This window comes from Enterococcus sp. AZ179 (assembly GCF_050498885.1).
Taxonomy (GTDB): Bacteria; Bacillota; Bacilli; order Lactobacillales; family Enterococcaceae; genus Enterococcus_D; species Enterococcus_D entomosocium.
Genome location: NZ_JBMHEO010000001.1, coordinates 1,416,857 through 1,439,873 on the forward strand (window position 1 = coordinate 1,416,857; position 23,017 = coordinate 1,439,873).

Annotated in this window: 24 protein-coding genes; 10 read left to right on the top strand and 14 right to left on the bottom strand. The window is 43.6% G+C overall.

Annotation, left to right across the window (positions count from 1 at the left end; genetic code table 11):
- Positions 1 to 4: 4 nt before the first annotated feature.
- From IGI88_RS06705 to IGI88_RS06740, 8 genes are all read right to left on the bottom strand, one after another.
- Positions 5 to 895 carry a ParB/RepB/Spo0J family partition protein gene (locus tag IGI88_RS06705; protein WP_005226254.1) on the bottom strand — a complete coding sequence of 297 codons (891 nt, stop codon included), beginning with the start codon at positions 893 to 895 and terminating at the stop codon, positions 5 to 7.
- Positions 885 to 1,649: a ParA family protein gene (locus IGI88_RS06710; protein ID WP_005226255.1), complete on the bottom strand. Its 765-nt coding sequence runs from the start codon at positions 1,647 to 1,649 to the stop codon at positions 885 to 887. The genes IGI88_RS06705 and IGI88_RS06710 overlap by 11 nt, the downstream gene beginning before the upstream one ends.
- Before the next feature lie 11 nt (positions 1,650 to 1,660).
- Positions 1,661 to 2,377 (bottom strand): 16S rRNA (guanine(527)-N(7))-methyltransferase RsmG, encoded by a 717-nt coding sequence (rsmG, locus tag IGI88_RS06715; RefSeq protein WP_005226256.1) that lies wholly within the window; start codon positions 2,375 to 2,377, stop codon positions 1,661 to 1,663.
- Positions 2,378 to 2,519: 142 nt separating this feature from the next.
- Positions 2,520 to 2,663, bottom strand: coding sequence for a hypothetical protein (locus IGI88_RS06720; RefSeq protein WP_005232938.1), 144 nt, complete (start codon positions 2,661 to 2,663; stop codon positions 2,520 to 2,522).
- Between the two features lie 11 nt (positions 2,664 to 2,674).
- Positions 2,675 to 3,445 carry an Asp23/Gls24 family envelope stress response protein gene (locus tag IGI88_RS06725; RefSeq protein WP_005232937.1) on the bottom strand — a complete coding sequence of 257 codons (771 nt, stop codon included), beginning with the start codon at positions 3,443 to 3,445 and terminating at the stop codon, positions 2,675 to 2,677.
- A 24-nt stretch (positions 3,446 to 3,469) separates the two neighbouring features.
- Positions 3,470 to 3,661 carry a DUF2273 domain-containing protein gene (locus IGI88_RS06730; RefSeq protein ID WP_005226258.1) on the bottom strand — a complete coding sequence of 64 codons (192 nt, stop codon included), beginning with the start codon at positions 3,659 to 3,661 and terminating at the stop codon, positions 3,470 to 3,472.
- Positions 3,662 to 3,668: 7 nt separating this feature from the next.
- Positions 3,669 to 4,238, bottom strand: coding sequence for an alkaline shock response membrane anchor protein AmaP (amaP, locus tag IGI88_RS06735; protein WP_005232936.1), 570 nt, complete (start codon positions 4,236 to 4,238; stop codon positions 3,669 to 3,671).
- A 38-nt stretch (positions 4,239 to 4,276) separates the two neighbouring features.
- Complete coding sequence (locus IGI88_RS06740; RefSeq protein ID WP_008376956.1) at positions 4,277 to 5,170, bottom strand: SDR family oxidoreductase; 894 nt, start codon at positions 5,168 to 5,170, stop codon at positions 4,277 to 4,279.
- A 256-nt stretch (positions 5,171 to 5,426) separates the two neighbouring features.
- Here IGI88_RS06740 and IGI88_RS06745 point away from each other — a divergent pair, with 256 nt between their 5' ends.
- From IGI88_RS06745 to IGI88_RS06755, 3 genes are all read left to right on the top strand, one after another.
- Entirely contained in the window at positions 5,427 to 5,879 is a 453-nt protein-coding gene (locus IGI88_RS06745) for a DUF2188 domain-containing protein (RefSeq protein ID WP_196043920.1), read from the top strand.
- 350 nt (positions 5,880 to 6,229) lie between these two features.
- Positions 6,230 to 6,697: a DUF5626 family protein gene (locus IGI88_RS06750; RefSeq protein WP_005232933.1), complete on the top strand. Its 468-nt coding sequence runs from the start codon at positions 6,230 to 6,232 to the stop codon at positions 6,695 to 6,697.
- A 16-nt stretch (positions 6,698 to 6,713) separates the two neighbouring features.
- Entirely contained in the window at positions 6,714 to 7,232 is a 519-nt protein-coding gene (locus tag IGI88_RS06755; RefSeq protein WP_005232932.1) for a helix-turn-helix domain-containing protein, read from the top strand.
- A gap of 105 nt (positions 7,233 to 7,337) precedes the next feature.
- Here IGI88_RS06755 and mnmG read toward each other — a convergent pair whose 3' ends face one another.
- Positions 7,338 to 9,230: a tRNA uridine-5-carboxymethylaminomethyl(34) synthesis enzyme MnmG gene (gene mnmG / locus IGI88_RS06760; RefSeq protein WP_142965173.1), complete on the bottom strand. Its 1,893-nt coding sequence runs from the start codon at positions 9,228 to 9,230 to the stop codon at positions 7,338 to 7,340.
- 33 nt (positions 9,231 to 9,263) lie between these two features.
- Entirely contained in the window at positions 9,264 to 10,661 is a 1,398-nt protein-coding gene (mnmE, locus tag IGI88_RS06765) for a tRNA uridine-5-carboxymethylaminomethyl(34) synthesis GTPase MnmE (RefSeq protein WP_429960296.1), read from the bottom strand.
- Positions 10,662 to 10,899: 238 nt separating this feature from the next.
- Between mnmE and IGI88_RS06770 the strand changes: the two genes are divergently transcribed.
- Positions 10,900 to 11,229, top strand: a complete 330-nt coding sequence (locus IGI88_RS06770; RefSeq protein ID WP_005226284.1) for a heavy metal-binding domain-containing protein — start codon at positions 10,900 to 10,902, stop codon at positions 11,227 to 11,229.
- A 202-nt stretch (positions 11,230 to 11,431) separates the two neighbouring features.
- Here the strand turns inward: IGI88_RS06770 and jag are convergent, their stop codons facing one another.
- The 4 genes from jag to rpmH all read right to left on the bottom strand — a co-directional run bounded on the left by jag (position 11,432) and on the right by rpmH (position 13,668).
- Complete coding sequence (gene jag / locus IGI88_RS06775) at positions 11,432 to 12,190, bottom strand: RNA-binding cell elongation regulator Jag/EloR (protein WP_008376943.1); 759 nt, start codon at positions 12,188 to 12,190, stop codon at positions 11,432 to 11,434.
- Between the two features lie 17 nt (positions 12,191 to 12,207).
- On the bottom strand, positions 12,208 to 13,032 hold the full coding sequence (locus tag IGI88_RS06780) for a YidC/Oxa1 family membrane protein insertase (RefSeq protein ID WP_008376942.1): 825 nt from the start codon (positions 13,030 to 13,032) through the stop codon (positions 12,208 to 12,210).
- Between the two features lie 18 nt (positions 13,033 to 13,050).
- Positions 13,051 to 13,386 carry a ribonuclease P protein component gene (rnpA, locus tag IGI88_RS06785; RefSeq protein ID WP_008376940.1) on the bottom strand — a complete coding sequence of 112 codons (336 nt, stop codon included), beginning with the start codon at positions 13,384 to 13,386 and terminating at the stop codon, positions 13,051 to 13,053.
- Positions 13,387 to 13,533: 147 nt separating this feature from the next.
- Positions 13,534 to 13,668, bottom strand: a complete 135-nt coding sequence (gene rpmH / locus IGI88_RS06790; protein ID WP_002356012.1) for a 50S ribosomal protein L34 — start codon at positions 13,666 to 13,668, stop codon at positions 13,534 to 13,536.
- A gap of 511 nt (positions 13,669 to 14,179) precedes the next feature.
- Between rpmH and dnaA the strand changes: the two genes are divergently transcribed.
- From dnaA to gyrA, 6 genes are all read left to right on the top strand, one after another.
- Positions 14,180 to 15,517, top strand: coding sequence for a chromosomal replication initiator protein DnaA (gene dnaA, locus IGI88_RS06795; RefSeq protein WP_005232925.1), 1,338 nt, complete (start codon positions 14,180 to 14,182; stop codon positions 15,515 to 15,517).
- Between the two features lie 159 nt (positions 15,518 to 15,676).
- On the top strand, positions 15,677 to 16,807 hold the full coding sequence (dnaN, locus tag IGI88_RS06800) for a DNA polymerase III subunit beta (protein ID WP_194187794.1): 1,131 nt from the start codon (positions 15,677 to 15,679) through the stop codon (positions 16,805 to 16,807).
- A gap of 222 nt (positions 16,808 to 17,029) precedes the next feature.
- A complete protein-coding gene (gene yaaA, locus IGI88_RS06805; RefSeq protein ID WP_008376781.1) occupies positions 17,030 to 17,269 on the top strand; it encodes a S4 domain-containing protein YaaA in 240 nt (79 codons plus the stop codon).
- On the top strand, positions 17,256 to 18,368 hold the full coding sequence (recF, locus tag IGI88_RS06810) for a DNA replication/repair protein RecF (protein WP_429960297.1): 1,113 nt from the start codon (positions 17,256 to 17,258) through the stop codon (positions 18,366 to 18,368). Before yaaA ends, recF begins: the two co-directional genes overlap by 14 nt.
- A gap of 5 nt (positions 18,369 to 18,373) precedes the next feature.
- Positions 18,374 to 20,323 (top strand): DNA topoisomerase (ATP-hydrolyzing) subunit B, encoded by a 1,950-nt coding sequence (gene gyrB, locus IGI88_RS06815; protein ID WP_005232922.1) that lies wholly within the window; start codon positions 18,374 to 18,376, stop codon positions 20,321 to 20,323.
- 23 nt (positions 20,324 to 20,346) lie between these two features.
- Positions 20,347 to 22,872: a DNA gyrase subunit A gene (gyrA, locus tag IGI88_RS06820; protein WP_429960298.1), complete on the top strand. Its 2,526-nt coding sequence runs from the start codon at positions 20,347 to 20,349 to the stop codon at positions 22,870 to 22,872.
- Positions 22,873 to 23,017: the final 145 nt, after the last annotated feature.

The window sequence follows — 23,017 nt, forward strand, 5'->3', positions numbered from 1 at the left end:
CACCTCAAGCTTCATCAAATTGAATGTTCAATAAATCTAAAATACGGGTTAAATCTTTTTGTGACAGGTATTCGATCTCGATTTTTCCTTTGCCTTCTTTTTCGCGGATCTCGACATTCGTGCCGAATTTATCCATCAACCGTTCTTCGCTTTCTCGTAAATAGTACGGTTTTTCCCGAATCAGACGCGGCACTTTTTTCTTTTCGTTTTTCGTGTCGTTCATCTCAGCGACCATTTGTTCTAATTGGCGGACTGTCAGATTTTCTTTGACACAACGATTGGCTAATTTTAAGATCTGTTCTTTGTTTTTCAAGCCTAATAATGTCCGGGCTTGCCCCATAGACAAACGGTCATCTTGAACCATTTCTTTGACGAGTTTCGGCAAGGACAGTAACCGCAAATAATTGGCGATATACGGGCGGCTTTTCCCTAAACGTTCAGCGACTTGTGCTTGGGTCAATTTCAAGTTCTTCATCAGCATGTCATAGGCTTCTGCTTCTTCTAAAGGATTTAAATCTTCCCGCTGCAAGTTTTCTAAAACGGCGACTTGCATCATCGCTTCTTCATCAAAATTGCGGATGATGGCTGGGATCGTTTCCTTGCCAGCTAATTTGGACGCTCGAAACCGGCGTTCACCAGCAATGATCTCATAGCCTTTGACGGATGATTGCCGCACGATGATCGGTTGAAAGACCCCCGAATGCTGGATCGAATTGGCCAGTTCTTGTAATGAAAGCTCATCAAAGGTTTTTCGCGGTTGATAAGGGTTGGGTCTTAATTCGTTTAAAGGCAGTTCAACGACTTTTTCTGTCTTGATATCGACTTCTTCTAACCCTTGCAGGTCTTGAAACAACGCATCGATCCCACGCCCTAATCCTTTCCCTTTATTCTTCACGGGCTAACACTTCCTTTGCTAACGTCTGATAGACTTCGGCTCCTTTTGAGCGTGGATCATAATCAATGATCGACAATCCATGACTAGGTGCTTCAGACAACCGGATATTCCGCGGAATAATGGTTTCGTATACTTTTTCTTGGAAATAGCGGCGGACTTCTTCCACGACTTCCGCGCCTAAGTTCGTACGGGCATCATACATCGTCAGTAAGACCCCTTCGATCTCTAACTCAGGGTTAAAATGTTTTTGTACTAAACGCACGGTATTCAATAGTTGGCTCAGCCCTTCCAATGCATAGTACTCACACTGGACTGGGATCAAAATCGAATCACTGGCGGTAAAGGCATTGATCGTCAAATGACCTAAAGATGGCGGGCAATCGATAAAGATATAATCGTATTGTTCTTTGATTTCATTCAAAGCCGATTTCAATCGAGATTCCCGTGCCATCATGGAGGTCAATTCAATTTCCGCACCAGCTAATTGGATCGTCGCTGGAACGATATCCAAGTTTTCTCGGCTGCTAGGTAAAATCGCTTCAACGATCGGTGTTTCATTGACTAATACATCATAGATGTCTTGTTCCACATCTGGTTTGCGAATGCCGACACCGCTTGTGGCGTTGCCTTGGGCATCAATATCTACGAGTAACACTTTTTTGCCGACAAATGCTAAGGACGCACCTAGGTTCACCGTTGTGGTGGTTTTGCCTACGCCGCCTTTTTGGTTTGCAACAGAAATAATACGGGCCATTGATTTTCCTCCTATTTAATTGGTTGTTTCGCTGGCATTCCCGGTTTGCGGGGGTATTTCTTTGGCGTTTCTTTTTTCTTTTGAATGATCAAAAGATGGCGTTCATCGCCGCTGACCGGTAAGGTAAAGCTTTTTTCTTCAATAAATTTGCCGCCTAAGAGTGAGATCGCTGGTTTGGCTTCAACCAGTTCTTCCTCGCTTTTGGCAGCTTTGAGCGCATAAAAATAGCCTGCTTTTTTCACCAATGGCACACAGAGTTCCGTTAACACATTCAAACGGGCAACCGCTCGAGCGGTCACATAATCGAATTGCCCACGAAATTGCGGGTTTTGACCAAATGTTTCTGCACGGTCATGGTACAAGTGGACATTTTCCAATTGTAGATCCGTCACAAGAGTTTGTAAAAAGGTGATGCGCTTATTTAAAGAGTCGACGATCGTCACTTCTAATTCAGGAAACACGATTTTTAGTGGAATACTTGGAAAGCCAGCACCTGAACCGACATCGCACAAATGACTTTGCGGGTCAAAGGCGGTTTCAAAAGCTAAGGAAACAGAATCGTAGAAATGCTTTAAATACACTTCTGATTTTTCCGTGATTGCGGTTAGATTCATCTTCTGATTCCATTCGACTAAACGCTCGAAATAGACAGCGAATTTTTCCATTTGTTCTTCGGTTAAAACGATCCCGTTTTTGCGTAATTCTTCATGAAATTCTTCAGGTAGCATAACGAATCCTTTCTATTTTGTGAAACAGAAAAATGTTTCACAGACTAGTTCCTACTTTAACGCAAAAAGCAGTGCGATGCAATAGCCAGAGATTGCTTTCTAGGAGAATTTACTATTTTTTAACTGGGGCTTTAAGGTTGGTTTAAGGCATAGAAATTATACTCATTTCAATCCAAAAAACTTTTTTCATTTTTCCTTGACCAGCAAGGCTGCCAACCCTGCTGGTCAGCTTTTTTCTCAAAGAAACAAGCATTGATCTCAGGATCAATGCTTGTTTTTGTTTCATATGAAACTTTTTTATTTCACGCGAGGTTCGTTGTATTCTTCGATACGATCAGACGCGCGGGAAGCCGCATGTTTGGCTTTGTTGGTTTGACGTGAAGCAAAGTCGCCGGTTTTAGAAGCCGCTGACGTTACTTTGTCTTGAACCGTTTCTTGTTCCTCTTCGTATTCAGCGATTGTTTTCACATCCACAACGTTGATGTTGACTTCGATCACTTCTAATTGGGTCATTGTCGTTACTTCTTTTTGAATGACTTCTTTGACTTGTTCAGCGATTTCTGGGATATTGCGGTCGTATTCAACCACGATATCTAAATCAACGGCTACTTGTTTTTTCCCAACTTCAGTATTGATACCGGCAGTCACATTGTCTGTATTAACTAATTTTTCAGCAATATTAGAGAAGAAACCACCATCGACCGTCAACAGACCATCTACATTTTCTAATGCAATTCCGATAATTTTTTGGATCACTTTGTCATCATAGGTCAATGAACCATGAACGGGTGCATCCCCGGTTGGTCCTTCAAAATCGTTGTGGCCAGGTTTTGGCGGTGCTGGATGATGTCCGGCTGGATCTGGATTTCCTGGTGCTGGATGATCCCCTGGTTTTGGTCCATTTTGTTGTCCTGCTACTGCTTTTTCAGCATTTGGTACCACTGGATCAGGTGATTCAGTCATTGGAATCGCATTTTCATTGGCTTGATGATTGGTGTTGGGAACCACTGGATCTGGATGTGCACTGACATTTTTTTCATTGTTTAATTCGTTTTTATCGTTATTCATTAAAAATTCCTCCTATAAAATACGTTATTGTTGGTTAAAAAATTCGTCGATGATACCGGTACGTTGGAGATACAATCCTAGCGCAAAACCCAAACCTGTTAGGAGTAGAATCAGCAATGTTTTGAAAAAACCGATCGTTACAAACAACACAGCCAGAACAAGGCCGATTGCTCCAAAAATCAATGGGATTTTGTATTGTTGTAGTTCGTTCATCATAGCCCTCCTATTCTACTCGCGGGTTTTCCGGAGTCTCATTTTGTTCAAAATTCGCGTAATTGACTTCGACTTTGACTTTTTCACTTGAGCCAAGCACTCGTTGGACATCTTGTTGGATTTCCGCCATTAAGTTTTCGGTTTTGCCAACTAAGGCAGACGTCCGTTTCAAGCGGCCTTTGATTTTGATTAAAATTCGATTTTTGGTCGCCTTGACATGAACTTTTGGTCCTTCAACAAATTCTTTTTCATTTACTTTCGTACGTACAAGTCCTTCGATCGCTTTCTTATCGATCGTCAATGCGCCCTTATCCTCTTTCAAAACAAAGGTTGTTTTGGTTTTTGGATAAAACAGCACGACTAAGATCACGATCAAGAATACGGCGATTAAAACAACGGCTACCCAAAACATATATTGACGCATAAACAAGTTGTCAAAGAAATACGTGACGACATTGCCTCTGCTGTCCAAACCAAATGGCAGCTGCATGTAAGGATTACTCATTAAAACGATTGGTAATAAGACAGTGATAAAGATCAACGAAACGATGATTGATACGATTTTCCACCCTTTACTCATAGGACACCTCCTCCTTTTTCTCCGATTTTTTGATAAGCTTACAAGTTAATGGCTTCTCCGCCGGTAACACCATAAATCTGTGCTGTCACATAGCTAGCTTTATTGGAAGCTAAAAAGACATAGACGGGTGCCAGCTCAGCTGGTTGTCCTGCCCGCTCCAGTAATGCTTGCTGACCAAATTCAGGCAGCTTGTCTTGCGGTTGGCCATGATCTAACTGTAATGGTGTCCAGATTGGTCCTGGGGCTACCCCATTGACCCGAATCCCTTTTTCAGCAAATTGTTTCGCCAAGCTGACTGTAAAACTGGCGATCGCCGATTTGGTTGCCGCATAATCCATTAAATGGGCGCTTGGACTAAAGGCTTGGACAGAAGTCGTTGTCACGATCGCTCCCCCAGCCGGTAAGTGTGGCTCAGCTGCTTTCACTAATGCAAACATTGAGATAATGTTTACCATAAAGGTGTCTTTCACTTGTTCAATCGGTAATTCTGCAATCGATGGCCGCGTGATTTGCTGTGCTGCGTTCAATACTAATGTATCTAACCCACCTAATGCTGCTACCGCTTTGTCAACGATCTCTTGTGGTGCCGCTTCGTCTCGCAGGTCATAGGGTAGCAAAATCACTTTGCGTCCGGCTTCTTTGATGTACCCTGCAACTTCTTCGGCATCTTCTTCTTCTCCTGGGAAAAAGTGCAGGGCAATGTCTGCTCCTTCACGAGCGAAGGCAATCGCTGCTGCTCGTCCGATCCCAGAATCCCCACCGGTAATCAGTACCCGCCGGTTTTCTAACTGCTGACTTCCCTCATAAGAGTCTTCACCACAATCAGGTTTTGGTCGCATTTCTTCTTGTAAAGCAGGCGTATCTTGTTCCTGTTTGCTGTATTTACCCGTGTGATAAAGTTCCCGTGGATCAGTCAAAATAGGTTCACTCATTCTTACGTCCTCCTTTTCTCTATAATAAAATTCTAAACCATTCATTTTTTTTTGGGAAATATAACGCTTTGTTAACAAAAATAAATCCTCGTTTATTAGAAAATGAAAAAAGAAAGTGCCTTCATTTTTGACCAGAAAGCAAATGATTTCACTTTTTTATAGAAGGGGGTAAACTAATAAGTAATACTTGGTGGTGCCTGTAAAAGGAAACCCTTGAGAAAATGACTTTGGATCAAGAAAAAGGAGGAACCAAACAATGCCTTGGAATGTCCGTGATTATCCTGCGTCAATGAAGAATCTAGACCCCTTAGTTCGTAAAAAAGCGATCGATATCGCCAATGCCCTGCTAGCCGATGGCTATTCTGACGATCGGGCGATCCCGATCGCCACGAGTCAAGCAGAAAAATGGTATGACAATGCAGATGAAGAGGAGAAGAAAGCTTTTCAGAAAGAGAGAAATCCGCAAAAAGATGATGCCCATCAAACCAATAAAAATGCGAAAAAATTAATGGATGCGGATGTTGAAGTTGTGTATGAAGAGGACCAATGGCAAGTCCGTTCCAAAGGAGCAAAACGTGCCAGTGATCATTTCGACAATAAAGCAGAGGCCATCGCCCGTGCCAAAGAAATTGCCGAAAACAAAGAATCCGTGGTGAACGTTTATAAAAAAGATGGCGACCATCAAAAGGATATTGATTTAGGAGAATAAAAATGGCCGCAAAAAAGCGGAAGGAGGTCTTACGTTTGTCGTTTTAACGGCGCGAAACGTTACCTTCTCTTTCGCTTTTTTGTTTCCTTTTACAGCTAGGTTTGGTTAAAACTAAAGCAACCGCTTCTTTAACGTTTCTTTTAAAAAGCAACGTTTCATTGTCAGAAACCTAAAAAACGAAGACCTTTTGAATGAACCATTACGTTTAAAATTTCTCGATATCCTAAAAAATAAGCCTATGAAATGCTGCTCTAGCAACAACTGTAAACCATCCGTTGCCGTTACAAATTAGCTTGTGCTTTCTTTAACTAGCCAAACCTTGTATACTTAAACTATCAAAAGTACAAGGAGTGGTATTTGTGAAAAAATTATTTTTTGTGCCGTTTATTTTTATTTGTTTCTTCTTTGCTCTCCCAGCTGCCGCCCAAACAGTGGAAGAACCTGAACTCGTTTACGACTTAGCATCAGATAGTCCCTATGAGCAGCTGATCACCGTAGATGAAGAAGGCAACGAGTTGATTTTGACCATTGAAAAATTGCCGTCATTCCGGGCAAATCTGGCAGCAGGAACGTATCGCGTGTCAAAAACATCCACCGGTAATTGGACCGCTAGTTACAATGTCACGGTCAATAGCCGCAATCAATTTACAGGCACTTCGAATTTAAGTTTAGTTGCTCACAGAGGAAGTATCACTTCTAGTTCATTAACTCACACGTCCACTAAAGCCACCTGTACGTTTAAGCAAAAAGCAGGTATAATCACTACCAATGGGAGTGTCGTAACCACGATCTCAAATGGGAAGCTAGTTGTTAAATAGCAGATAGGAGCATACATTGGCTTTAGCAGAACAATTAAAAAGCTGTCGCGAGTCTTCCGGATTGTCGCAAACAGCAGTCGCAGAAAAATTACAGATTTCACGCCAGTCGATTTCAAAATGGGAAAATGGGCGCGGCTATCCAGATATTGAGAATTTGATTTTGTTGAGCGATCTCTATCAAGTCTCGATTGATGAGCTCTTGCGGGAAAACGAAGCGTTAAAAGAGCGGATCGAAACCAATAATCAAGAGATTAACGACAAAAAAGAAAAATTGTCGTTACTCCAAAGAACGATGGCAACGGAAAAAGATGAAAGTCTGCTCTTGCTACTGTTAGCTGGAATCGGCTCATTTCTCTTTCCATTAGGTTTGATTTTAGATGGCTTTGTCTTATGGCGTAACAAAAAGGCCAATAATTTTTATGTATTGATCTATATCGTCTGTGCCTTCTCGATTTTCTTGAATTTGTACGATGGCTATGTCCATCTCAGCAACATCATGAATTGGGGAACCACTACGATTGAAAAAGTTGAATAATTCAATTGCTAACACAAAAAGCCCGCTGCGAGTTACTCTCGTAGCGGGCTTTTGACACTGTATTTACCATTTATAAATTGGTTTTTCAAAGAATATTAACCGTCTTTAGTTAACCTTTGCAATCTTCCCTTGTTCGATATACACCATCAAAATACTAATATCAGCTGGGTTTACTCCGCTGATACGGCTCGCTTGGGCGATGGTTTCGGGTTGGATTTTTTGCAGTTTTTGTTTGGCTTCTGTTGCCAAGCCATTGATAGCGGCATAGTCGATGTTTTCAGGAATGCGTTTGGCTTCCATCCGTTTGAGTTTCTCCACTTTTTCGAGGGCTTTTTTAATATAACCTTCGTATTTGATTTGGATCTCGACTTGTTCAATCTCTTTTGGCTTCAATGTTTCATTGGCTTCAATAAATTGCAGCATTTCCGCATACGTCACTTCAGGCCGGCGCAAGAATTCATTTGCTAAAACGCCATCTTTCAAGGTGGCCGTCCCTTTGGCAGTCAAATATGCTTGTACTTCTGGCGTTGGTTTGATGCGGATTTTAGACAAGCGTTTGATTTCTGCTTCAACAGCTTCTTTTTTCGCTACATATGCTTCGTATTGCGCTTCTGGGACGAGCCCAATTTGATGTCCCACTTCGGTCAAACGCAGATCGGCATTATCATGACGCAGCAATAAGCGGTATTCGGCACGAGAGGTCAATAAACGGTATGGTTCATTGGTTCCTTTGGTCACCAAATCATCGATCATCACACCGATATAACCGTCGCTGCGTTTCATAATGAAAGGTTCTTTGCCTTGAATTTTCAAAGCGGCATTGATGCCGGCAATCAAGCCTTGACCGGCCGCTTCTTCATAGCCGCTGGTTCCGTTGGTTTGTCCTGCCGTAAAGAGGTTTTCGATGACTTTGGTTTCTAATGTTGGACGCAATTGATGAGGTACCACGACATCATATTCAATGGCGTAGCCCGTCCGCATCATTTCCGCTTTTTCTAAACCTGCGATGGAATGCAGCATTTGGACTTGGACGTCTTCTGGCATAGAAGTAGAAAGCCCTTGAACATACACTTCTTCGGTGTTCAATCCTTCTGGCTCCAAGAATAGTTGGTGACGAGATTTGTCTGCAAAACGCACGATTTTGTCTTCGATGGATGGACAATAACGGGCACCTACCCCTTCGACGATCCCTGTAAACATCGGCGCCCGATGTAAATTCTGGTTGATGATTTGGTGCGTCCCTTCGTTCGTATAGGTCAACCAGCAAGGTTCTTGGTTTTGATTGTAGGCTTCATCGGGTGTGCTGTAACTAAAGTGATTCGGTTGTTCATCGCCAGGCTGGATCTCCGTTACCTCATAGTTGATGGTGCTGGATTTGACCCGCGGTGGTGTACCGGTTTTAAAACGAGCGATCTCTAGACCAAGCTCTTTCAAATGATCGGCTAATCCAATCGATGGCTGGGAGTTGTTTGGACCAGAAGAATACTTCAACTCTCCAATGATGATCTCCCCTCGCAACGCTGTTCCTGCAGTGATCACTACAGCTTGGGCTTGGTAACGAGCGCCTGTAGATGTCACAACGCCACGGCATTCGCCTTCTTCAACGATCAGCTTTTCAACGATCCCTTGGCGCAGTGTTAGATTGGCTTCTTTTTCGATCGTTCGTTTCATTTCAGCCGCATAGGCATGTTTATCGGCTTGCGCCCGCAAAGCCCGCACTGCGGGACCTTTTCCTGTATTGAGCATCCGCATTTGGATGTAGGTTTTATCGATATTTTTGCCCATTTCTCCGCCTAAAGCATCGATTTCGCGCACCACGACGCCTTTTGCTGGTCCGCCGACGGAGGGATTACAAGGCATGAATGCGACCATGTCTAAGTTGATGGTCAGTAAAAGGGTTTTTGCCCCCATTCGGCTGGCTGCTAAGGCAGCTTCTGATCCGGCATGGCCGGCACCAACAACGATCACGTCATAACTTTCTGCTTGATATTCTTGCATGGTGTTCTCCTTTTTACGCCAGTGGCGCATTCTTTATTTTCCTAAACAAAACTGACTGAACAATTGGGTGATCAACTCATCTTGGACACTGTCGCCGACAACTTCTCCTAGATAGTCCCAGCAGCGTGTCATATCGATTTGAACCAAGTCGACAGGCATTCCTGCTTCGATCCCTTGGATGACCTCAGACAACGACTGAACGGCATTTTCTAATAAGGCAATGTGGCGGGTGTTAGAAAGATAGGAAGCATCCTTGTCGGTGGTTTTCCCCCCAAAGAATAGATCGGCAATGGCTTGTTCCAGTTGATCCAAGCCTTCGTTGGTCAATACAGAGACAGAAAAAATCGGTTCATCTGCTGCGTACTGCGCTAATTCAGCGGTCGCTAGTTTTGGCTCAAGGTCGGTCTTATTCAATAAGATGATCCGACGGCTGCCAGCAGTCAGCTCCAGCAATTGTTTGTCTTCCTGGGTCAATCCTTCGCTTTGGTTGAGAACCAGCAAAATCAACTCCGCTTCTGCCAGTGCTTTGCGGCTGCGTTCGACCCCGATTTTCTCAACGACATCTTCCGTTTCGCGGATACCAGCCGTATCGATCAGTTTCAACGGTACCCCGCGAACATTGACATACTCTTCAATGACATCTCGGGTGGTGCCGGCAATGTCTGTCACGATGGCTTTTTCTTCCCTTAATAAATGGTTCAATAAGCTGGATTTACCGACATTCGGCCGACCGATGATCGCAGTACTCAGGCCTTCTCGCAAAATTTTTCCTTGTTGGGCAGTTGCTAATAAGGCTTGGATCTGCCCTTTGACCATCGTGGCCTTTTCTAACAATAAGCGGGTCGTCAATTCTTCCACATCATCGTATTCAGGGTAATCGATATTCACTTCAACTTGCGCCAACGTCTCTAAGATCTCTTGGCGTAAGGTCCGAATCAAGTGGGAAAGATTGCCATCCAGCTGATTGACAGCGAGATTCATCGCCTTATCGGTCTTAGCACGAATCAGGTCCATCACCGCCTCGGCTTGAGAAAGATCAACCCGTCCATTTAAAAAGGCCCGCTTCGTGAATTCCCCCGGCTCAGCCAAACGTGCGCCTTGTCGTAAAACCAGCTGCAAGAGTTGATTGACGACAACGATCCCGCCGTGACAGTTGATCTCAACGACATCTTCTCGGGTAAAGGTCCGCGGCTTTTTCATCACTGAAAGCATCACTTCATCCATCAAACGGTTTTCTTCTGGGTCCACGATATGACCATAATGAATCGTATGACTAGGGACTTGGGCGAGGGTTTTAGTGCCTGCTTGAAAAATCCGATCCGCAATTGCGATTGCTTCTTCCCCGCTTAATCGCACAATACTGATGGCCCCTTCGCCTGGCGGGGTGGAAATTGCGGCAATCGTATCAAATTCTTGCGTAATATTCGCCATGTTGCATGCTCCTCCTATTTTTTCACATAAAAAAAGTGCCCACTCCACCCGTCAAATTGATTGAAAATCAATAAAAACGAGTAGACTTAGCACTTTGACTGCTTGTCAATTAAATTCTGGAAATAGATTAGCACATTTTTGCGCGAGTCGCAAGCTTCCTTCAAAAACTTTTAAATTTTGCATCTGTCCGCAAAAACCTTTAAAATAAAAGCAAAGAATAAGAAAAGAGGGATCTATTATGGAAACCATCAAATCATCAAACAGTGCTGCCCGCATTAAAGAAATCATTTTATCGACAGGAAACGTGAATCGGCCTTATGTCGTGCGGGATATCGTCTTTGCGGCAGACAAAATCGAAGTAGATCTATTTGATACATCTGTGAATTTGAACGATCTTTTGGCAGATGTGACCTATCGCTTAAAAGAAACAGCTCACAGCTACGGTGCGAATGCAGTGATCAACTGTCATTTCGAACACGACCGCATCGTCGAAGGCGACAAAACCTACCTTGAGATCTTTGCCTATGGTACGGTGGTTCAATTTACTCAATCAACCATTGGCGGCTAATTGCCCCTTTGAACAACGAAATACAAAAAAGAGTCCGCGGCATACGGACTCTTTTTTGATACCAAAGGCTGACCTACGTAACGTATGTTGACTTTGATAAGAATGATTTCTAGTCAAGGATACTTGGTTTTAAATTTGTTGTCAATCGCTTTTTCCCATCAAAAAAGGGAAAGGCTTGTCAGACCGCCTTTCCCTTTTTTCATTAAATTCGTTTGTCCGCAGGTTCCACTACTAAGTAGCGATACGGTTCATCCCCTTCAGAATGAGTTTGAACATACGCATCTTTACTCAATACGGAATGGATCTGCTTTCTTTCAAACGCCGGCATCGGCTCTAAAAAGACCGGGCGGCCTGTTCGTTTGACTTTTTCAGCAGTACGGCTGGCCAAACGTTCTAAGATCGCTTGACGTTTTTCACGGTAATCCCCGACATTCACAACGATCGACAATTTGTTTTTCGCGATGCGATGAATATAAACTTGCGCCAAATATTGCAGTGCATTCAAGGTTTTGCCGTGCTTCCCAATCAAAATGCCTTGTTTTTGCGTTTCTAATTGAAAGATGATCACGCCGTCTTGACGAGCGGTTTTTACTAAGGCAGGTGCATTCAATGCTTTTGAAATATTTGTCAGATAGAGTCCCAACTGAGCCAGTGCTTCCTCATCTGAAAGATCCGTCAGCAAAACAGGTTCGCTCGCGGCCGCCTCCATCACACTGCTTGCATCCTCTGTCGTCACAGGATCTGGTTCTACCAGCGGTTTTGCTGGTACTTCTTCAACGGGTGCCGGTTCTTCAACGATTCTTTTTTCAATGGAGACCCGTGCTTGTTTTTTTCCTAGCCCCAAGAAGCCTTTTTTTCCTTCATCCAGGACTTCGATTACTGCTTGATCTTTGGTGATACCAAGGACTTGCAATCCCTCTTGAATTGCTTCAGCTACTGTCAGATTTTCATAAATCGGCATTGCAGTGCAACCTCCTCTTATTTTTTCCGTTTCTTTTTAGGACTCATTGCTTTTTTCAGGGCTCGTTCACGCTCGCGTTCTTTGCGGGCGGCTTCTTCTCTTTCTTGGCGAATCTTGAATGGGTTATTTAAGATCATTGTTTGCAAGACTTGGAATGCATTAGAAACAACCCAGTACAAGGAAAGACCGCTGGCAATGTTGATCCCCATCAGTAAGATCATCATCGGCATAGCGAAATTCATGATTTTCAAACTCGCATTTGATTCCACTTGGCTCATACTTGATAAGTAGGTACTTGCAAAAGTAAAGAGCGCCGCTAAAATCGGCAAGATGAAGTATGGGTCACGATCACCCAGCTGCAGCCATAAGAATTTTCCTTCTTGCAGAGCAGGAACCCGTGAGATCGATTGCCACAAGGCCATCAAAATCGGCATTTGTACCAATAATGGTAGACAGCCGGCATAGGGATTGACATTGTTTTCCGCATACAAACGTTGTGTTTCTTCTTTTAACTTGCTTTGTGTTTCTGTATCTTTTGACGCATATTGCTGCTGCAGCGCTTTTAGCTTCGGTTGTAATTCTTGCGTTTTGCGCATGCTTTTGGTTTGAAAGTGCATCAACGGCATCAAAATGACCCGGATGATCAATGTAAAGAGAATGATCCCGATCCCGGCATTGCCGAAGGAGAGGGCTTTGATCGCCTCTGCAAAATAATAAACGATGTAACGATCCCATAGACCGGTACTTTGTGCATTTACTTCACCTGTTGCACCGCAGGCAGATAAGACAACTACTAATGAGAGAACTCCCAAAAATAGTAAGACGCGTTTCCCTTTTTTCACGTAACTAATTCCTTTCCATTAATGAATAATTTTGGCAAGCTTTAAGACATGCTCTAAATTCGAGTAGATTTCCTTTGAGGAACAAGTGGCGATACTTGGACGGGCGATCACAATAAAATCGATCGCTGGTTCGATTCGCGGCTTCATTTCCGTTAAGCTCGCACGAATCTTGCGTTTGACCTCATTTCGCTTCACTGCATTACCGACTTTTTTTCCTACAGATAAACCAACTCGAAAATGTGATTGCTCTTTAGGTAAGACATACACCACGAACTTCCGATTTGCAAAAGAATTTCCTGCCTGAAAAACTTTTTGAAAATCTTGCTCTGTTTTTACTCGATAGGATTTTCTCATCTTCGGTTCCTTCACTTCTTTCAATTAAGCTTCGCGAAACGGATTGAATCCGTAACCACTCACCTGTCAATAATACCATATTTGCCAAAAGTCAGACACTATATTCCGCAAAAACGGCATAAAAAAAAACCACTGGCATTCAGTGGCTTACGCAGAAATAACCTTTCTGCCTTTACGACGACGGCTAGCTAAAACACGACGTCCATTTTTTGTACTCATACGTTTACGGAATCCGTGAACTTTTTGACGTTTACGTTTATTTGGTTGATACGTTCTTTTCATTTATTTCCACCTCCATCAGGATAATGCTTATGCGCACAGACATACTTTGATAGTATAACGAGTCAAGTACTAGTTTGTCAATAAGAAGTTTGCTCAAAATCGACCATTCTTTATCCACAATTCCCTTGATTTGTGTGGGTTTACTGTTTACAGCTAATTTTTGTGGATAACTTTTTCCCCAGAGTTATTTTGACTTTTTCCACAAACAAACAGCCTGTAGAAAAGTTTTCCACAATCGCTTTTCCAGCTGTTGATAACTGCCCTAAAACCTAGTATTATCAAGGCGTGATCTTCACATAGATCTGTGGATAAGAGAGATTTTTTTCTAGTTATGCACAATCTTTTTCTACCTGTGGATAGTGCATTTTCGAACATGTGCATTTCCTTTTTTCTTTTATCCCGTTTTGTGGAAAAGTATTTTTTTCTAACCTTTTTTATCGTAATCTGTGGAAAACTTTTTCAATCCGTGCTATTTTAGTTATATCTATTCTTAGTTATAGGAGGACAATTTATGCCATCTGCTGATTCTATTTGGCAAGATCTTCAACGTTCCTTTAAAGAAGAGCTGAATCCGGCCAGTTATAGTGCTTGGATCGAGACTGCCAATGTCTTGTCGTTTGAAAAAAATCAGCTGCTGATCGAAGTACCCAGCGATCTTCATAAATCTTATTGGGAAAAAAATCTAGCTGCCAAAATTGTTGAAATGGGATTTATGAAAACTGGTGAAGAATTGATTCCTAGTTTTGTGACTGTCGAAGAAGCAGAAGCTTTAAAAACAGCCCCTTCTACTATTCAAACAGCTGCAAAAGAAAACGAGCGGCCGCCGAAATCGATCTTAAATGAAAAATACACATTTGATACCTTTGTCATCGGGAAAGGCAATCAGATGGCCCACGCTGCTGCTTTAGTTGTTGCAGAAGATCCTGGGTCTATTTATAATCCGCTGTTCTTCTATGGTGGCGTTGGTTTAGGGAAAACCCACTTGATGCATGCGATCGGTCATCAAATGTTGCTGAAACGTCCCAATGCCAAAATCAAGTATGTTAGTAGTGAAAATTTCACCAATGATTTCATTACTTCTATTCAAAAGAACAAAATGGAAGATTTTCGAAACGAATACCGCAATGTTGATCTTTTGCTAGTGGATGATATTCAATTCTTAGTCAATAAAGAAGGAACCCAAGAAGAATTCTTTAATACCTTCGAAGAACTGTATCGCAATAATAAACAGATCGTCCTCACAAGTGATCGTTTGCCAAATGAGATCCCGACTTTACCAGAACGTTTGGTTTCCCGTTTTGCTTGGGGCTTGTCCGTTGATATCACCCCGCCGGATCTAGAGACGCGGACTGCGATTTTGCGGAAAAAAGCCGAAGCCGAACGCTTGGAGATCCCCGACGATACGTTAAGTTATATCGCTGGACAGATCGATTCAAATATCCGGGAACTTGAAGGAGCACTCGTGCGGGTGCAAGCTTTTGCTACGATGCAAAACTCAGACATTACAACGAGCTTGGCAGCTGAAGCCATCAAAGCCTTGAAATCAAGCCATGGCTCGACCCAAGTTTCGATTTTGCAGATCCAAGAAGAAGTCGCAAAATACTATCACATTCATGTCAATGATCTAAAAGGGAAAAAACGGGTCAAAGGCATCGTTGTCCCACGGCAGATCGCGATGTATCTCTCTCGAGAATTGACCGATAGTTCTTTACCAAAAATCGGCGGCGAATTTGGTGGCAAAGACCATACCACGGTCATTCATGCCCATGAAAAAATTCAGCATTTAGTCGAAACAGATCCCACGATCAAAAATGAGATCGCTGAAATCAAACAAATTCTCTTCAGCTGATCTGTGGATAAGAAAAGAAGAACCAAAAAAGTTGTCCACAAGTTATTCACAGGCATTTTCGTTAGTCTAATCACTCTTTTCTCGAGTTATCCACATTACTAACAAGCCTATTACTACTATTACTTTTATTTAATAACTATAAATTAAAGGAGTATCGCTATGAAGCTAACTTTAAACCGAACAGAGTTCATGCAAGAATTACAAACTGTCCAACGGGCGATTTCAACCAAAACCACCATCCCGATCTTAACCGGAGTAAAATTGTCCCTTTCAGAAAAAGGATTGACCATGACTGGGAGCAATGCCGATATTTCCATTGAAACTTTTTTAAGTGTGGAAAACGAAAAAGCGCAAATGCAAATCGAAAAAACAGGAGCAATCGTTTTACAAGCACGTTTCTTCAGCGAAATCGTTCGTCGTTTGCCTGAAAGTACCTTAACGTTAGAAGTTTTAGACAATAATCAAGTAGCGATCACTTCTGGAAAAGCCAACTTTACCGTCAACGGCTTGGATGCCGATAGTTATCCACATTTACCAGTTGTCGAAAGTCAAGATTCGATCGTGATTCCAGCGCACGTGTTGAATAAGGTTGTTAGTGAAACGGTCTTTGCGGTTTCGCAACACGAAAGCCGTCCAATCTTAACTGGGGTCCACTTTGTCTTAGAAAATCAAAAATTATTAGCTGTTGCAACGGACTCACACCGTTTGAGCCAACGGGTGATTCCCTTGGAAAGCGGGGAAACAGCCTTCAATATCGTGATTCCCGGCAAAAGCCTAACGGAACTTTCTCGTTCCTTAACGGATGAAGAAGAAGCGATCCAAATCAGCATTATGGATAACCAAGTGTTGTTCCAAACGAAAACTATGAAATTCTATTCTCGTTTATTGGAAGGAACTTACCCAGATACCAACCGTCTGATCCCTTCAAGCTTCAATACTGAAATTGAATTTTCTGTGCCAGAATTGTTACAGGCTATCGAACGGGCGTCATTGCTTTCCCATGAAGGCCGAAACAACATCGTTCGTTTGGCGATCTCCGAGGAAGCTGTTGTCTTATATGGAAACTCACCAGAAATCGGGAAAGTGGAAGAAGACCTTTCTTTTGAAAAAGTGACCGGCGACCCATTAGAGATCTCTTTCAATCCTGATTATATGAAAGCTGCACTACGAGCATTTGGTGACACCAGCATCGTGATCCGCTTTATCTCAGCGATCCGTCCCTTTACGTTGGAGCCAACAGAGAGCAAAGGCAGCTTTATCCAGCTGATTACACCGGTGCGCACCAACTAGTTTTTCATGTCTTTTGAAAAAAGTTGAAACAATCATCTGAAAATGAATAAATGAGTTAAAAGGGCTTAAAATCGTTTTTAAGCCCTTTTTTCTATTTTGGCTTCTTTTTTGTCTAAAAGCAGTAAGTCTTCTGAGAATGAAAAATATGCCGATGAATTTGTTTTCTTGGCAAAAAAAGAGTATAATATAGCTAAACGCTCTTTGATAGAATTGAGGGGAATTATGAAAATGCAAATACCGTTAGAAACGGAATATATGACACTTGGACAAATGCTCAAAGAAGTCAGTGTGATCAGCAGCGGCGGCCAAGCGAAATGGTACCTTGCAGAGCACACCGTTTTTGTCGACGGCGAGCCGGAAAATCGACGAGGGCGCAAATTGTATGCGGGAATGCGTGTTGAACTACCTGATGAAGGTACTTTTTTTATGGTGAAGAAGGAAGACGCAGATGCGGCTGAATGAGTTGCATTTAAGCAATTATCGGAACTATGATTCGCTGACACTGACTTTTGAGAAAGGTCTGGTCATTTTTTTAGGCGAAAATGCGCAAGGAAAAACCAATATTTTAGAAAGTATCTATGTATTGGCGATGACCAAAAGCCACCGCACCTCCAGCGAGCAAGAACTTATCCGTTGGGACACGGAAGGTGCGCGGATCTCTGGCAGTGTCAGTCGGGGACGCTCAACGATCCCGTTAGAACTGTTTTTGTCAAAAAAAGGACGAAAAACGAAAGTAAACCACATTGAGCAAAAAAAGCTCAGTAGTTACATAGGGCAGCTGAATGTCATTTTATTTGCTCCAGAAGACCTCTCCCTTGTAAAAGGAAGTCCCCAAGTCCGCCGCAAATTTCTCGATATGGAAATTGGGCAGATCGATCCAATTTATCTCTATGATCTCGTTCAATACCAATCCGTTTTGAAACAGCGCAATCAATACTTAAAACAGCTGAATGAAAAAAAACAGACCGATGAGATCTATTTAGATGTTTTGACGGAACAGCTGGTGGCTTTCGGCAGTAAAATCATTTTAGCCAGACAACGGTTTGTTCAGCGCTTGGCGTATTGGGCAAATCAGCTGCACCAAAAGATCAGCCAAGGAAAAGAAACCTTGCAGATCGACTATTTATCAAATGTGCCCGGTGAGGCGGCCTCGCTGGAGGAGATCCAACAGCAATTTGTCAAAGCCTTGGCACAAGTCAAAGACCGTGAACGATTTCGGCAAGTCACGTTGGCAGGCCCCCATCGAGACGATCTGGATTTTTTGATCAATGAGAAAAATGTTCAGACCTTTGGTTCGCAAGGACAGCAGCGAACAACGGCCCTAAGTGTCAAATTGGCAGAAATCGATTTGATGAAAGAAGAAACAGGGGAATATCCCGTCCTTTTATTAGATGACGTCATGAGTGAGCTGGATGATTCCCGACAACTGCATTTATTGGAAACCATTGAAGGAAAAGTTCAGACCTTTCTGACAACGACGACATTAGAACATGTGAAAGACAAAATGTCTGTGGAAGCAGAGATTTTTTATGTAGAGCAAGGACATATTAAAGGAGAATAGACTGAATGACAGAAGAAGAAAAAAGCTTAGTTGAACGTGCGAAAGCCTATGATGCCAGTCAGATCCAAGTGCTGGAAGGACTAGAAGCCGTCCGCAAACGACCTGGGATGTACATTGGTTCTACCAGTTCAGAAGGTTTGCACCACTTAGTATGGGAAATCGTCGATAACTCGATCGACGAAGCACTAGCAGGCTTTGCCTCAAGTATTCAAGTGATCATTGAACCAGATAATAGCATTACGGTCGTCGATGACGGTCGGGGGATCCCCGTTGATATCCAAGCCAAGACAGGCCGTCCAGCGGTAGAAACCGTCTTTACGATCCTGCATGCCGGCGGGAAATTTGGCGGCGGCGGCTACAAGGTTTCCGGCGGACTTCATGGGGTAGGTTCCTCCGTCGTTAATGCGTTGTCCACGACTTTAGACGTAAAAGTCTATAAAGAAGGCAAAGTGTATTATCAAGAATACCATCGTGGAGCAGTCGTTGATGACTTAAAAGTGATCGATGAAACCGACCGCCACGGAACGACCGTCCACTTTGTTCCAGATCCAGAGATCTTTACGGAAACAACGGAATTCAATTTTGATAAATTAGCGACGCGGGTTCGGGAATTAGCCTTCTTGAACCGTGGTTTAAAAATCTCGATCGAAGACAAACGGGAAGAAAAACCCGTTTTGAAAGAATATCATTACGACGGCGGGATCAAGAGCTATGTGGAGCATTTGAATGCGAGTAAAACAGTGATTTTCCCAGATCCGATCTATTTAGAAGGAGAACAACAAGGAATCACGGTTGAAGTCTCCATGCAATATACCGATAGCTACCATAGCAACCTGCTAAGTTTTGCCAACAACATCCATACCTATGAAGGCGGAACCCATGAATTCGGGTTTAAGACTGCCTTGACCCGGGTGATCAATGATTACGCCCGCAAGTCAAAATTGATGAAAGAAAACGACGAAAACCTGACCGGAGAAGATGTTCGGGAAGGCTTGACGGCGGTTATCTCCATCAAGCATCCAGATCCTCAGTTTGAGGGACAAACGAAAACCAAATTAGGAAATTCCGAAGTGCGGACAGTCACCGATCGTCTCTTTTCCGAACATTTCACGAAATTCTTGATGGAAAACCCGAATGTGGGTCGTCAAGTCGTGGAAAAAGGACTTTTGGCATCAAAAGCCCGTCAAGCAGCCAAACGTGCCCGGGAAATGACTCGCCGAAAAGGTGCGTTAGAAATCAGTAACTTACCTGGGAAATTAGCCGACTGTTCCAGTAATGATCCAGAAAAATGCGAATTGTTTATCGTCGAAGGAGATTCTGCCGGCGGTTCAGCAAAACAAGGCCGCAGTCGGGAATTCCAAGCGATCTTACCGATCCGTGGGAAGATTTTAAATGTCGAAAAAGCCAGCATGGACAAAATCTTAGCAAACGAAGAGATCCGTTCATTGTTTACGGCAATGGGTACCGGGTTTGGTGCTGATTTTGATGTAGCAAAAGCCCGTTACCACAAGCTAGTCATCATGACCGATGCCGATGTCGATGGTGCCCATATCCGGACCCTACTCTTGACGCTGTTCTATCGTTATATGCGTCCCATCGTTGAAGCCGGTTATGTCTATATCGCACAACCGCCATTGTACGGTGTCAAACAAGGGAAAAATATCCATTATATCCAACCCGGCAAGAATGCCGAACAAGATTTGAAAAATACGATTGAATCACTACCTGCGACACCAAAACCAACAGTTCAACGATACAAAGGTCTAGGGGAAATGGATGACCACCAGTTATGGGAAACCACGATGGATCCTGACAATCGGATGATGCTGCGGGTCAGCGTAGATGATGCCATTGAAGCCGATCAAATTTTTGAAATGCTGATGGGGGATCGCGTCGAACCAAGACGGGCCTTTATCGAAGAAAACGCGCACTACGTGAAAAATCTTGACATCTAGCCAATCGTAGAGGAGGAAACAGCTTGAGTGAAGAAGCAAAACAAAATATTCATGACGTCAATCTGACCAGTGAAATGCGCGAGTCCTTTATCGATTATGCAATGAGTGTAATTGTTGCTAGGGCTTTACCAGATGTGCGGGATGGCTTAAAGCCGGTTCACCGCCGAATTTTATATGGAATGAATGAATTAGGGGTCACACCAGACAAGCCCCATAAAAAATCAGCCCGGATCGTCGGCGATGTCATGGGGAAATACCATCCCCATGGTGACAGTGCGATCTATGAATCAATGGTGCGGATGGCACAGCCCTTCAGCTATCGCTACATGTTAGTCGATGGCCACGGAAACTTTGGTTCAGTCGATGGTGACGGTGCCGCTGCGATGCGGTATACCGAAGCTCGCATGAGCAAACTGGCGATGGAGATGCTGCGGGACATCAACAAAGATACTGTTGATTTCCAAAGCAATTATGATGATACAGAACGAGAACCAGCGGTATTACCAGCACGCTTCCCGAACCTTTTGGTCAACGGGACGACGGGGATCGCTGTTGGGATGGCGACCAATATCCCGCCTCATAACTTGAATGAAGTTATTGCAGCCATCGATCTATTGATGGAAAATCCAGAAGTCACGACAAGTGAATTGATGGAAGTCCTGCCGGGACCAGATTTCCCAACCGGCGGGATCGTCATGGGAAAATCCGGTATTCGCCGTGCCTATGAAACAGGGAAGGGTTCGATCACTGTTCGCGGAAAAGTCGAAGTGACTGATATGCCCAACGGTAAAGAACGGATCTTAGTGACTGAATTGCCGTATATGGTCAATAAAGCGAAGTTGATCGAGCGGATCTCTGAGCTGCACCGTGACAAACGGATCGAAGGAATCACCGATCTGCGGGATGAATCGTCTCGTGAAGGCATGCGGATCGTGATCGACGTTCGTCGCGACGTCAGTGCGTCGGTGATCTTAAACAATCTCTACAAAATGACTGCACTGCAATCTTCTTTTGGCTTTAATATGTTAGCCATTGAAAAAGGCGTGCCGAAGATTTTGAGTTTGAAACGAATTTTAGAAAATTACATCGAGCATCAACAAGAAGTGGTAACTCGTCGGACACAGTTTGATAAAAACAAAGCAGAAGCCCGTGCCCACATCTTAGAAGGGTTACGGATCGCATTGGATCATATCGATGAGATCATTGCTTTGATCCGGGCATCAAATTCTGATGATGAAGCAAAAAATAGCATGATGGAGCGCTTCAAATTGTCCGATCGCCAAGCGCAAGCAATTTTAGATATGCGTTTGCGTCGCTTGACCGGTTTGGAACGCGACAAGATCGAAAACGAGTACCAAGGTTTGTTAGAATTTATCGCTGATTTGACAGACATTTTAGCAAATCCACAACGAGTCCTAGAGATCATCCAAACGGAGTTGCAAGAATTAGGCCAACGCTTTGGCGATGATCGCCGGACTGAATTATTGGTTGGGGAAGTCTTAAGTCTTGAAGATGAAGACTTGATCGAAGAAGAAGAAATCGTCATTACTTTGACGAACAATGGGTACATCAAACGAGTAGCTAAGTCTGAATTCCGTGCACAACGCCGCGGCGGACGTGGCGTTCAAGGAATGGGGATCCACGATGAAGACTTCGTGAAGACGTTGATTTCTTGTTCGACTCACGACACATTACTGTTCTTCACCAATAAAGGGAAAGTTTACAAAGCCAAAGGCTATGAAATTCCTGAGTATGGTCGGGCAGCCAAAGGTATCCCTGTGATCAATCTGCTAGGGATCGATTCTAGCGAACGGATCGAAGCGATCATTTCGGCTTCTGGTGGGCCTCAAGAAGGACGCTACTTGTTCTTCACGACGCGTCTAGGTGTGGTCAAACGGACCTCAGTGACGGCCTTTTCAAATATCCGTGCCAATGGTCTGATTGCGATCGGTCTTCGGGAAAATGATGAGTTGGTTAACGTGATCGAAACCCATGGCGAAGATGTCGTGATCATCGGCACCCACGATGGCTACTCTGTGACTTTCAAAGAAGCCCTTGTTCGGGATATGGGCCGAACAGCTGCTGGTGTGCGAGGCATTCGTCTAAGAGATGGAGACTACGTCGTAGGTGCCGCTGTGATCACAGAAGACAGTGAAGTCTTGGTCATCACTGAGAACGGCTATGGCAAACGCACCAAAGGCTCTGAATACCCAATCAAAGGTCGGGGCGGAAAAGGGATCAAAACAGCCAACATTACGGCGAAAAACGGTCCATTAGCCGGCTTGACGACGGTCAGCGGTGAGGAAGACATCATGGTGATCACCAATAAAGGCGTCTTGATTCGTTTCAATGTAGCGACTGTTTCCCAAACTGGTCGGGCAACCTTAGGGGTTCGTTTGATGAAGATGGAAAACAATGCCAAAGTAGTGACGATGGCAACGGTTGAACCGGAAGTCGAAGAAGAACTAACGACTGCCGAAGAAACAGCGGTACAAGACGTGCCAGTTGTGGAAGAAACAACGGAAGACACCACGGATACACAAGAATAAGCAATACATTTTCTAGGAAGACAGCAACCTGCGAACCTGCAGCTTGCTGTCTTTTTACTCTTTTTCAAAAAATCGGCAGCAGCTGACGTATTTATCAGTGTAAGCGATTGTTTGCAGTGATGGGTAGATGCAGGGACGCAAAAAA

Bases quoted from the DNA above. Each gene is read 5' to 3' on its own strand.
- IGI88_RS06710 (WP_005226255.1), bottom strand. From the start codon at position 1,649: ATGGCCCGTATTATTTCTGTTGCAAACCAAAAAGGCGGCGTAGGCAAA.
- rsmG (WP_005226256.1), bottom strand. From the start codon at position 2,377: ATGCTACCTGAAGAATTTCATGAAGAATTACGCAAAAACGGGATCGTT.
- IGI88_RS06720 (WP_005232938.1), bottom strand. From the start codon at position 2,663: ATGAAACAAAAACAAGCATTGATCCTGAGATCAATGCTTGTTTCTTTG.
- IGI88_RS06725 (WP_005232937.1), bottom strand. From the start codon at position 3,445: ATGAATAACGATAAAAACGAATTAAACAATGAAAAAAATGTCAGTGCA.
- IGI88_RS06730 (WP_005226258.1), bottom strand. From the start codon at position 3,661: ATGATGAACGAACTACAACAATACAAAATCCCATTGATTTTTGGAGCA.
- amaP (WP_005232936.1), bottom strand. From the start codon at position 4,238: ATGAGTAAAGGGTGGAAAATCGTATCAATCATCGTTTCGTTGATCTTT.
- IGI88_RS06740 (WP_008376956.1), bottom strand. From the start codon at position 5,170: ATGAGTGAACCTATTTTGACTGATCCACGGGAACTTTATCACACGGGT.
- IGI88_RS06745 (WP_196043920.1), top strand. From the start codon at position 5,427: ATGCCTTGGAATGTCCGTGATTATCCTGCGTCAATGAAGAATCTAGAC.
- mnmG (WP_142965173.1), bottom strand. From the start codon at position 9,230: ATGCAAGAATATCAAGCAGAAAGTTATGACGTGATCGTTGTTGGTGCC.
- mnmE (WP_429960296.1), bottom strand. From the start codon at position 10,661: ATGGCGAATATTACGCAAGAATTTGATACGATTGCCGCAATTTCCACC.
- IGI88_RS06770 (WP_005226284.1), top strand. From the start codon at position 10,900: ATGGAAACCATCAAATCATCAAACAGTGCTGCCCGCATTAAAGAAATC.
- jag (WP_008376943.1), bottom strand. From the start codon at position 12,190: ATGCCGATTTATGAAAATCTGACAGTAGCTGAAGCAATTCAAGAGGGA.
- rnpA (WP_008376940.1), bottom strand. From the start codon at position 13,386: ATGAGAAAATCCTATCGAGTAAAAACAGAGCAAGATTTTCAAAAAGTT.
- rpmH (WP_002356012.1), bottom strand. From the start codon at position 13,668: ATGAAAAGAACGTATCAACCAAATAAACGTAAACGTCAAAAAGTTCAC.
- dnaA (WP_005232925.1), top strand. From the start codon at position 14,180: ATGCCATCTGCTGATTCTATTTGGCAAGATCTTCAACGTTCCTTTAAA.
- dnaN (WP_194187794.1), top strand. From the start codon at position 15,677: ATGAAGCTAACTTTAAACCGAACAGAGTTCATGCAAGAATTACAAACT.
- yaaA (WP_008376781.1), top strand. From the start codon at position 17,030: ATGAAAATGCAAATACCGTTAGAAACGGAATATATGACACTTGGACAA.
- recF (WP_429960297.1), top strand. From the start codon at position 17,256: ATGCGGCTGAATGAGTTGCATTTAAGCAATTATCGGAACTATGATTCG.
- gyrB (WP_005232922.1), top strand. From the start codon at position 18,374: ATGACAGAAGAAGAAAAAAGCTTAGTTGAACGTGCGAAAGCCTATGAT.